The sequence below is a fragment of the Streptomyces tateyamensis genome (assembly GCF_003205575.1).
GTDB lineage: Bacteria > Actinomycetota > Actinomycetes > Streptomycetales > Streptomycetaceae > Kitasatospora > Kitasatospora tateyamensis.
In genome coordinates this window covers 1-10,680 of record NZ_PYBW01000115.1, presented here as the reverse complement: position 1 = coordinate 10,680, position 10,680 = coordinate 1, and the positions used below count along the sequence as shown (strand labels likewise).

Sequence of the window (10,680 nt, the reverse complement as noted above, 5' to 3'; positions counted from 1 at the left end):
GGGCGGCCCTTCGACGTGCGCGTGTGCGGGCGGCTCAGCCCGCGATCAGGCTGATGCCGTAGGCGGTGACGGCGGCACAGGCGGCGAAGCAGGCGCCGGCCCCGGTGAGGGCCAGGGTGCCGCGGCCGGTGCCGGACTCGACGGCGCGCTCACGCCGGGCCAGGGCCAGCACGCCCAGGGCGAAGGCGGCGACCACGGCCACGGTGACCAGGAAGCTGATGCCGGCGGTGTCCGCGAGGGCGGCCCACTTGATCGTCATGACGGCCTCCTCAGGCAGCGGTGGTGGTGATGGGGGCCGGGGCGCCGACGGTCGGGGCGGCGACGGCCTGGGTGCTCGGGGCGGCCGTGACCACCTCCACCGGGGTGACCTCGTTGACGTTGCCCGCGGTCACCGGCTGGCGGCGCGACAGCAGCCACATCGAGCCCGCGCCGAGCACCAGGACGGCGCCGACCAGCAGCACGCCCCAGGTGCCGCGGTCCGCGACGAAGGCGGCGGCGCCGGAGACCGCGGCGGCGGCCGGCAGGGTCAGGCCCCAGGTGTAGACCATCCTGCGGGCCATGCTCCAGTGCACCTGGCGGGCCGGGCCGCCCAGGCCGGCGCCCATGATGCCGCCGGAGACCACCTGGGTGGTCGACAGGCCGTAGCCCATGTGCGAGGAGGTCAGGATCACCGCGGTGGTGGCGGTCTCGGCGGCGAAGCCCTGCGGCGGCCGGACGTCGGTCAGGCCCTTGCCCATGCTGCGGATGATCCGCCAGCCGCCCATGTAGGTGCCCAGCGCGATGGCCAGGCCCGCGCTCGCGACCACCCAGGTGGGGGGCAGCGAGTGCTTGGGCAGCGCGCCGGCCGAGACCAGGGTCAGGGTGATGATGCCCATGGTCTTCTGCGCGTCGTTGGTGCCGTGCGCCAGCGAGACCAGCGAGGCGGAGACCATCTGGCCCTTCTTGAAGGCCTTGGTGGTGGTCTTCTCGCCGGCCCGACGGGTGATCAGGTACGCGGCCTTGGTGGCGCCCCAGGCGGCCAGGCCGGCCACGATCGGGGAGGCCACGGCCGGGATCAGGATCTTGCCGGCGACCACGGAGAAGTTCACCCCGTGCAGGCCGACGCCGACCACGGTGGCGCCGATCAGGCCGCCGTAGAGCGCGTGCGAGGAGCTGGACGGCAGGCCGCGCAGCCAGGTGAGCAGGTTCCACAGGATCGCGCCGGCCAGTGCGGCGAAGATCACCGAGGGGTGCACACCCGCCTTCTCGTTGACGATGCCGCCCGAGATGGTGCCGGCCACCTTCACCGACAGGAAGGCACCGGCGAAGTTGAGGACCGCGGAGATCGCCACGGCGACCTTGGGCCGGAGGGCGCCGGTGGCGATGGAGGTGGCCATCGCGTTGGCGGTGTCGTGGAAGCCGTTGGTGAAGTCGAAGGCGAGCGCCGTGACGATCACCACCGCCACCAGGAACGTGATGTGTTCCATTCCCCAAACAATCGTCGTAGGTGTCGGACTGACGCGATGCCGTTGTCCCGAGCGTGACCGTAAGGATGGCGAGTGAACGGAAGGTTAATTGGTCATCGATTGACGGGGTCTTGAATGTCTGAGGGGTTGCGTACGAAGGTCGACGAGGTGTCCTGAGCTGGACGAATCCGGTGGTTGGCGCAGAATGTCCAGCTTGCGGGGGTAACGGTGAGATCTGCGTCACCCTTGAAAACTGGTGAGAATTCACCGGTTCGCCCGGAGAGCACCTGCCGCGCCGGGCGGTCCGCATGGCAGGATCGGCCGGGGGCCCGCGACCGGTGGGCGGACACAGCGGGGGAGGCCGGCCATGTGGGCCGTACGGCGCGACCAGATCATTCCGAGGCAGCCGTGGCGGCGGGCTGCCATGCGCTGCGGCGCGGTGTTGGCGTTCGCCGCGCTGGCGCTGCCGGTCGGCGCGGGAGCGGCCTTCGCCGACCCGTCGTCCTCGGCGCCGGCGAGCGCGCCGGCGGTGCCCGGGGTGTCCTCCGGGGCCGACCCGCTGGCCGAGGCCAAGGCCACCCTGGGCCCGATGCTCGACAAGATCCACCTGCTCTACCAGAACGCCGAGACGGCCACCGAGCAGTACAACGCCACCGCCCAGAAGCTCGCCGCCCAGCAGGGCGCCGCGGCAGCCCTGGACAAGCAGTTGGCCGAGCAGCAGACCCTGGTGGACACCGGGCTGGACGTGGCCGCGGAGCTGGCCGCCGACCAGTACCAGAACGGCAACCTGTCCGCCTACGGCCAGCTGCTGCTCACCGAGGACCCGTACCAGGCGGTCCACCTGACCGAGCTGCTGGCCGCGGCCGGCCGCTCGCAGGCCGCGTTCATCGCGCAGCTCAAGTCGGAGCAGGCCGAGCTGCAGAAGCTCAAGGCGCAGTCCAGCGCCGCGCTGGCCGACTCCACCGCACTGCTGGCCCAGCAGGACCGGGACAAGACCGAGATCGCCCGCCAGCTGGCCACCGTGGAGCAGCTGGTCTCCGGGCTGACGGGGGCTCAGCAGCAGGACCTGGAGCTGCTGGAGAAGCAGCAGGCGGACGACGCACAGATGGCCTTCCTGGCCTCCGGCGCGCTCGGCCAGGGGGAGCGCACCCCCTCCGCGGCCGGGCGGCAGGCGGTGGCCTGGGCGCTGGGGCAGCTGGGCAAGCCGTACGAGTGGGGGGCGGTCGGGCCGAACTCCTACGACTGCTCCGGCCTGACCTCGCAGGCCTGGCTGCACGCGGGCAAGGAGATCCCGCGCACCAGCCAGGACCAGTGGGCGGGCCTGCAGCACATCCCGCTGAACCAGCTGCGCCCCGGTGACCTGGTGATCTACAACCAGGGCGCCACCCACGTGGCGATGTACATCGGCGGCGGCCTGGTCGTGGTGGCACCGCACACCGGCGCGGTGGTGCGGGTCTCCCCGGTCGGGGCCGGGGCGATCCTGGGCGCGGTGCGGCCGGACCCGCAGGACGGGTCGGACGACAAGGGCGGCGCCTGGAAGGTGCCGGACGTGCTGCAGAACGCGCAGACGCTGACCCCGATCGCGCCCTCGCTGGGCAGCGTCCAGGGGCTGCCGACGGTGGCGCCGCTGCCCGCGATCCTGCCGGTGCTGCCGGTCACCCCGCCGAAGCCGACGGTGACGCCGCAGCCCTCGGCCTCGCCGACCTCGGCGAGCCCCTCGGCGAGCGCCTCCGGCTCGGCGTCGCCCACCCCGTCGGGCAGCCCGGACCCGAGCGCCACCCCCTCGGGCTCGTCCAGCCCCTCGGCGTCCACCTCGGGCTCGCCGAGCGCCGCCCCCTCGGGCACCTCGCCGTCGGCGACGCACTCCCCCTGAGGGTCGGTTACTGCCCCGAGTCCGGCTCGAAGCGGATCACCACGGCCTTGGACGTCGGCGTGTTGCTGATGTCCGCCGTGGAGTCCAGCGGGATCAGCACGTTGGTCTCGGGGTAGTAGGCGGCCGCGCCGCCGCGGGCGACGGGGTAGCCGACCAGCTTGAAGTGCGGCGCGCGGCGCTCGCTGCCGTCGTGCCACTCGCTGACCAGGTCCACGAAGGCGCCCTCGGCCAGCCCCAGTTCGGCCAGGTCCTCGGGGTTGACCAGGACCACCCGGCGCCCGCCGGTGATCCCGCGGTAGCGGTCGTCCAGGCCGTAGACCGTGGTGTTGTACTGGTCGTGCGAGCGCAGCGTCTGCAGCAGCAGCCGGCCGGCCGGCACCTCGGGCGCGGTCAGCGGGTTGACGGTGAAGTTGGCCTTCCCGGTCGCGGTCGGGAAGGTGCGGCTGTCCCTGGGCCCGTGCGGCAGCGCGAACCCGCCCGGCACCCGCACCCGCGCGTTGAAGTCGGTGAACCCCGGCACCACCCGGGCGATCCGCTCGCGCACCGTGTCGTAGTCGGCGGCGAACTCCTCCCACGGCACCTGGTCGCCGGCCCCCAGGGTGGCCCGGGCCAGCCGGCAGACGATCGCGGTCTCGGAGAGCAGCCCGGGCGCCGGCGGTCGCAGCCGGCCCTGCGAGGAGTGCACGATGCCCATCGAGTCCTCGACGGTGACGAACTGGTCGCCCTTGGCGGTGCGGTCCCGGTCGGTGCGCCCGAGGGTGGGCAGGATCAGCGCCCGCGCGCCGGTCACCACGTGCGAGCGGTTGAGCTTGGTGGAGACGTGCACGGTCAGCCGGCACCGCCGCATCGCGGCCTCGGTCACCTCGGTGTCCGGGGTGGCCGCGACGAAGTTGCCGCCCATCGCGAAGAAGACCTTGACCCGCCCGTCCCGCATGGCCCGGATGCTCTCCACCGCGTCGAAGCCGTGGTGCCGCGGCGGGGCGAAGTCGAACTCCCGCTCCAGCGCGTCCAGGAAGGCGGTGCTCGGCCGCTCGAAGATCCCCATGGTCCGGTCGCCCTGCACGTTGCTGTGCCCGCGCACCGGGCAGACCCCGGCGCCGGTCCGGCCCACGTTGCCGCGCAGCAGCAGGAAGTTGACCACCTCGCGGATGGTCGGCACTGCGTGCTTGTGCTGGGTCAGGCCCATCGCCCAGCAGACGATCACCTTCTCGGAGCGCATTACCAGCTCGGCCAGCTGCTCGATCTGGGACCACTCCAGCCCGGTGGCGGCCAGCACCGCCGACCGCTCGGTGGACTTCGCCTCGGCGGCGAACTCCTCGAAGCCGTGGCAGTGTTCGGCGACGAACGGGTGGTCGACCGCGTCCGCCGCCAGGATCAGCTGGTTGAGGGCGCGGAACAGCGCCAGGTCGCCGCCGAGCCGGATCTGCAGGAACAGGTCGGTCAGCTTGGTGCCGTGCCCGACCAGGCCGCGCGCCTGCTGCGGGTTCTTGAACCGCTCCAGGCCGGCCTCGGGCAGCGGGTTGACGCTGACGATGGTCGCCCCGGCCCGCTTGGCCCGCTCCAGCGCGGAGAGCATCCGCGGGTGGTTGGTGCCCGGGTTCTGGCCGGCCACGATGATCAGGTCGGCCTGGTACAGGTCCTTCAGGCTGACGCTGCCCTTGCCCACCCCGAGGGTCTCCACCAGCGCCGAGCCGGAGGACTCGTGGCACATGTTGGAGCAGTCCGGCAGGTTGTTGGTGCCGAGCCGGCGGGCGAACAGCTGGTAGGCGAAGGCGGCCTCGTTGCTGGTCCGGCCGGAGGTGTAGAAGGCGGCGCCGTCGGGGGTGTCCAGCGCGCGCAGCTCCTCGGCCACGATCTCGAAGGCCCGCTCCCAGCTGACCGGCGTGTAGTGGGTCGCCCCCTCCTCCAGCAGTACCGGCTGGGTGAGCCGGCCCTGCTGGCCCAGCCAGTAGCCGGAGCGTTCGGCCAGCTCGGCGACCGGGTGGGCGGCGAAGAACTCGGCGGTGATCCGGCGCTCGGTGGCCTCCTCGGCCACCGCCTTGGCGCCGTTCTCGCAGAACTCGGCGGTGTGCGGCTTGTCCGGCTCGGGCCAGGCGCAGCCGGGGCAGTCGAAGCCGCCGTGCTGGTTGACCTTGAGCAGGGTGGCGACGGTGCGGCGGGCGCCCATCTGCTCGTTCGCCATCCGCAGGCTGTGGCCGACCGCGGGCAGGCCGGCCGCCGCGTGCTTGGGCGCGCCGACCTCCGGGTCGTCCTGGGCGGGGTCGCGCTCCGGGGCCTGCTTGGGCATGGCTGCCACTCCTCCTGGTCGGCGGGCCGCGCCGTCGTCAGCCCTGTCTCCATCCTCGCACCCGCCCGGGAAGTCGATCCGGCCGACTTCGGCAGCTGTCCGCCGCCGGACCGCTGCCGATAGGCTGATCGGCATGTCAGATCTGGAGGGGTACCAGCTGCTTCGGGAGCTGGAGAACGGTCCGACCGGAAGCGTCTGGGAGGCGCTGGATCGGCAGTTGGGACACCGGGTGGCCGTGCACCAGGTGCCGGAGGGGGCCCCGGCCGAGGCCGCCGAGCGGTTCCTGAACGAGGCGGAGAAGGTCGGGCGGCTGGCCCACCCGCACCTGGTCGCCGTCCAGCACCGCACCGAACGGGCCCTGGTGGCCGAGCTGTTGACCGGCCGACCGGCGGCGGCGGACGACCTCGGCCGACTGCTGGTGCAGGCGCAGCAGGCCTTCCTGGGCCTGCAGGCCGCGCACGCGGTCGGGGTGGTGCACTGGGCGCTCAAGCCGGAGCGGCTGCTGGCCACCGAGCAGGGCGGGCTCAAGCTCACCGGGTTCGGCACCGCCTACCTGGCCCCCGCGGTGCAGACCGGCAACGCGCCCTACCTGGCCCCCGAGCAGTGGCGCCAGGTGCCTGCCGACGGCCGGGCCGACCTGTACGCGCTGGGCTGCTCGCTGTTCCACCTGGTGACCAGTCAGCTGCCCTATTCGGGCGGCAGTGCCGAGGAGTTGATGCACCGTCATCTGAACGACCCGGTGCCCTCGGCGGCCCCGTACCGGCCCGGCCTGCCGCCCGCGCTGGATGCGCTGCTGCGCGAGCTGATGGCCAAGGACCCGGCGGACCGCCCGGCCGACGCGGCCACCGTGCGGACCCGGCTGGGCGCGATCGCCGCCGACTACCACGGCCAGGCCGACCGCCGGGCCCCGGCTGCGAGCTACCCGCTCGCGCCTGCCCCTGCCACGGGCTACCCGCCCGCCACCTACCCGCCCGCGCCTGCCCCGGCCTACCCGTCCGCGCCTGGCCCGGCCGCGACCTACCCGTCCGCGCCTGGCCCCGCCCCCGCGTCGGTGCCGGCCGGACCCGAGGCGGCGGGGGTCCTGCGCGGCCAGGTGGACCAGGCCTGGGCCTACGGCGAGGCCGGCCACCCGCAGGAGGCCGTCCGGATGCTCACCGGCCTGACCGTCGAGGCCGCCCGCACCCTGGGCCCGCAGGCGCCGCAGACCCTGCAGATCGCCTACGACCTTGCCATCTGGCGCGGCATGGCTGACGATGTCGCCGGCGCAGCAGGCCTGTTGGCCGATCTCGTGCCGTTGATGACCGCCGCGCTCGGCCCGGGGGACGAGGACGTGGCGAAGGCCACCCGCGACCTGTGGTCCTACCGCAGCGACCTGGAACGCCGGCGGAACCGCCCCAACAGCATCGCCCGTCCGGGCGAGCTGGCCGCCCTGCTCGGCCTCCCCACCTACCACCTGCCCACCTGAACCACCGCGTCCTGGGGGAGAGATGAGAGCCGGCGAGCTGCTGGAGGACCGCTACCAGCTGATCGGTGAACTGGGCCGCGGCGCCTTCGGCGTGGTCTTCGAGGCCTTCGACCGCCGGCTCGGCCGCCAGGTCGCTGTCAAGGCGCTGCGCAACCGCGGGACCGGCGAGGAGGCGAACGACCTGGCCCGGCTCTACCGCGAGGTGGACGTGCTGGCCCAGCTGACGAACCCCAACATCGTAACGGTGTACGACAAGGGCGAGCTGGCCGTGCGGGGTGAGCGGCACCACTACATCGTGATGGAGCTGCTCAACGGGCCGACCCTGACCCAGGTGCTGGCGGCCGGCCGGCCCGAGCTGCTGCCGGCGCTGGACTGGGCCGGCCAGCTCTGCGCGGCGCTGGCCGCCGCGCACGAGGCCAAGGTGATCCACCGGGACGTCAAGCCGGAGAACATCATGTTCGCCCGGCCGGACCGCCAGCTGCTCAAGGTGCTGGACTTCGGCATCGCTCAGATCGGTGACAACCTCGACGGGCTCACCACGGACGGCGTGGTGATCGGCTCCACCCCGTACCTGGCCCCCGAGCGGTGGCGCGGCGAGCCCGGTTCGGTCCGCTCCGACCTGTACGCGGTCGGCTGCGTGCTGTACGAACTCTTCACCGGCGCCCGGCCGTTCCCCGCCGACAGCACCTACAACCTGATGGTCCAGCACCTGGAGGAGCCGGTCCCGCACCCGCCGGCGCTGCCCCACGACCTGGCCGTGCTGCTGCGCGCCCTGCTGGCCAAGGACCCCGCCGAGCGCCCGGGCGACGCCGCCGAGGTGCGCCGGCGGCTGGCCGCGGCCGCCGCCGCGGTCCACGACCTGCGCCACCGGGCCGACGCCGCCTTCGAGTTCGCGCTGCAGGGCCGGCCGGAGGAAGCGGTGGAGCGGTTGCGCCCGCTGGTCGAGCAGTTCCGGCTGGCCTTCGGCCCGGACGACGGCCGCACCCTGCGCACCCGGCACGACCTCGCGGTGGCGCTGGAGCGGTCGGGCCGGGTGGCGCAGGCCCGTGAGCTGCTGGCCGAGCTGCTGCCGGCCACGGCGGCCGCGCTCGGCGAGGACCACCCGGACACGGTCGCGGTGCGGCACCGGCTGACCCGCCTGCCGGCGGCTGTCAACCGTGCGGGCAGCTGATCAGGTGCCCCCGTCGATTGGACGATTTGATAGGAACTCGCCGATCCCGACCCCCTGGCAGGCCCTTCCCGCGCGTTGATATACCTCGGTTTCCTGTTCTGGCAGAGCGATTGAGGTGATGGGCAGATGAAGCTGCTGCGCGTGGGTGCCCCGGGTGCCGAGCGGCCGGCCGTGCTCGGTCCGGACGGCACCGGGTACGACCTGTCGGGCCGGACCCGGGACATCGACGGCGCCTTCCTCAGCGGGCTGGATCCGGTCGAGCTCGCCGCCGCGGTGGCCGCGGGCGAGCTGCCGGTGCTGGAGCTGGCCGGCGAGCGGGTCGGCGCCCCGGTGGCCCGGCCCGGCAAGGTGGTCTGCGTGGGCCTCAACTACCGCGACCACGCGGCCGAGGCCGGCGCCGCGATCCCGGTGGAGCCGGTGCTCTTCCTCAAGGCGAGCAACACCGTGGTCGGGCCGCAGGACGAGGTGCTGGTCCCGCGCGGCAGCACCAAGACCGACTACGAGGTCGAGCTGGCCGTGGTGATCGGCCGCACCGCCCGGTACCTGCAGAGCGAGGCCGAGGCGGCGGCCTGCATCGCCGGCTACACCATCTCCAACGACGTCACCGAGCGGGCCTTCCAGTTCGAGCGCGGCGGCCAGTGGGACAAGGGCAAGTGCTGCGAGACCTTCAACCCGCTGGGCCCCTACCTGGTGACCCCGGACGAGGTCGGCGACCCGCAGGCGCTGGAGCTCAAGCTCTGGGTCAACGGCGAGCTGCGCCAGGACGGGTCCACCGCGGAGATGATCTTCCCGGTGCTCGCGGTGCTCCGCTACATCAGCCAGTTCATGGTGCTCGAACCCGGTGACGTGGTGACCACCGGCACCCCGGCCGGCGTCACCATCGGCCGCCCGGGCACCCCGTTCCTGCAGCCGGGCGACGTGATGGAGCTGGCGGTCACCGGCCTGGGCCGGCAGCGCCAGGTGCTCGGCAAGGCCTAGTACTACAGGGCTAGATCTGCATCATCTGGCGGCGCATGCGCCTGCGGAAGTGGTGCCTTCTGGCCTCAACTTGGTGACGGCGGCGGAATGTCGACCAGCGCAAGGCGTTCTGGATCTCGCGGATGGGGCGGCCGATGAGGTTGAACAGGCGGCGGGCCTCCGCGAGGGAGACCCGTATGCCCGGGCGGAGTCGGGGCTGTCCGGTCGGGGCAGGCTCAGCCGGTTCCCGACGGTCCGTCAGTCCGGTTCCGGAAAGTTGTCCACAGGCCGAGGTCCCCCTTTTGAAGCGCTTGGCGCATCACCGCGAGCAGGCACAGGGCGAGCATCGACATCGTGATGTGCCGGTGCCAGGCGTCGTACTTGCGCACCTGGTACTGGTCCAGTCCGGCCTCCTGCTTGGCTGCCTCGAAGCACTCCTCCACCGGCCAGCGCGACCCGATCGCGCGGATCACCTCGGACAGCGGGTCGCGGCGCGGGGTGAAGCAGTGGAAGTAGGCCAACTCCCCGCTGTCCAGCGGGCGTCGGACGATGTAGCGGTGGTCGGGGTCGCCGGCCTCGACAACCGCCCAGTCGTAGCTGCGGAAGCCCTTCGCGCCGATCCCGCAGGCCCTGCGGGTGAAGGCCCGCTCGGGCAGGGCGGCGGTCAGGTCCTCGATCTTTCCCGCGTCCCCCGAGGCCGTGGTGACCTCGGTGTTCTTCGGTACTGCCATCACGTAGGAGACGGTGTGCTCCTCCAGGAAGGCGCGCAGCTGCGGGTTCTGGCCGAACTCCTCGTCGGCCGCGAACCAGGCGAAGGGCACCTTGGCCGCCAGAGCCCGCTCGACCATGAGCCGCACCTGCTGCGGGCGGGTACGGAAGGGGACGGCGTCGGGCACGCCGGCCTCGCGGCACCGCTCGCGGTCGGCGGCCCAGGTGTGCTCGGGCAGGTACAACTCCCGGTCCAGCAGCACTCGATGGCCGCCCGGGGTCGCATAGGCGAGGAAGGTGCCGATCTGGCAGTTATCGATCCGCCCGAGGGTGCCTGAGTACTGCCGCTGCACCCCGGCGGACTTGCGGCCCTTCTTCGCGAACCCGGTCGGATCGGCGATCAGCACCGCCCGCTCGTCGGCGAAGTGCTCCATCGCGTAGCCGACCAGCACGTCCCGCATCCCGTCCGCGTCCCACGGGGTCAGGTTCAAAAACCGCTGCATCCGCTTGGGCTCGGGCGCCCCGACGTGTTCGGCGATGGTCCAGCCGTTCTTCTTCTCCAGCGGAGCCAGCAGCCCGCGCAGGTACTCGCGCGCGTGTGCCCGCGACTCGGGCCGGTAGAACAACGGCCCGATCCGGGCACACACTGCCTCGAACTCCGCGTCCAGGACCTCCAGGTCCTCCGCCGCCAACTCATCCTCAACCAGACCTCGTGCACTCACGACAGACCATCCTGCCGGATAAGCAACCCAAGATCTATCCCTGTAGTACTAG

Annotated in this window: 8 protein-coding genes; 4 read left to right on the top strand and 4 right to left on the bottom strand. The window is 72.7% G+C overall.

Annotated elements, in window-relative coordinates:
• Positions 1-34: 34 nt before the first annotated feature.
• Positions 35-259 carry a hypothetical protein gene (locus tag C7C46_RS27175; protein ID WP_110672579.1) on the bottom strand — a complete coding sequence of 75 codons (225 nt, stop codon included), beginning with the start codon at positions 257-259 and terminating at the stop codon, positions 35-37.
• Positions 260-269: 10 nt separating this feature from the next.
• Positions 270-1,466 carry an inorganic phosphate transporter gene (locus tag C7C46_RS27170; RefSeq protein WP_110672578.1) on the bottom strand — a complete coding sequence of 399 codons (1,197 nt, stop codon included), beginning with the start codon at positions 1,464-1,466 and terminating at the stop codon, positions 270-272.
• 346 nt (positions 1,467-1,812) lie between these two features.
• Between C7C46_RS27170 and C7C46_RS27165 the strand changes: the two genes are divergently transcribed.
• On the top strand, positions 1,813-3,318 hold the full coding sequence (locus C7C46_RS27165; RefSeq protein ID WP_110672577.1) for a C40 family peptidase: 1,506 nt from the start codon (positions 1,813-1,815) through the stop codon (positions 3,316-3,318).
• 7 nt (positions 3,319-3,325) lie between these two features.
• Here the strand turns inward: C7C46_RS27165 and C7C46_RS27160 are convergent, their stop codons facing one another.
• A complete protein-coding gene (locus C7C46_RS27160; RefSeq protein ID WP_110672576.1) occupies positions 3,326-5,605 on the bottom strand; it encodes an FdhF/YdeP family oxidoreductase in 2,280 nt (759 codons plus the stop codon).
• A gap of 133 nt (positions 5,606-5,738) precedes the next feature.
• Here C7C46_RS27160 and C7C46_RS27155 point away from each other — a divergent pair, with 133 nt between their 5' ends.
• The 3 genes from C7C46_RS27155 (at position 5,739) to C7C46_RS27145 (ending at position 9,219) form a co-directional block, all read left to right on the top strand.
• Positions 5,739-7,070, top strand: a complete 1,332-nt coding sequence (locus tag C7C46_RS27155) for a serine/threonine-protein kinase (protein WP_181442548.1) — start codon at positions 5,739-5,741, stop codon at positions 7,068-7,070.
• Between the two features lie 22 nt (positions 7,071-7,092).
• The gene (locus C7C46_RS27150; RefSeq protein ID WP_110672574.1) at positions 7,093-8,241 is read left to right on the top strand and encodes a serine/threonine-protein kinase; all 1,149 of its coding nucleotides are present in this window, start codon (positions 7,093-7,095) and stop codon (positions 8,239-8,241) included.
• A gap of 126 nt (positions 8,242-8,367) precedes the next feature.
• Positions 8,368-9,219 carry a fumarylacetoacetate hydrolase family protein gene (locus C7C46_RS27145; RefSeq protein ID WP_110672573.1) on the top strand — a complete coding sequence of 284 codons (852 nt, stop codon included), beginning with the start codon at positions 8,368-8,370 and terminating at the stop codon, positions 9,217-9,219.
• A gap of 215 nt (positions 9,220-9,434) precedes the next feature.
• Here the strand turns inward: C7C46_RS27145 and C7C46_RS27140 are convergent, their stop codons facing one another.
• On the bottom strand, positions 9,435-10,598 hold the full coding sequence (locus C7C46_RS27140; RefSeq protein ID WP_110672572.1) for an IS701 family transposase: 1,164 nt from the start codon (positions 10,596-10,598) through the stop codon (positions 9,435-9,437).
• Between the last annotated feature and the right edge of the window lie 82 nt (positions 10,599-10,680).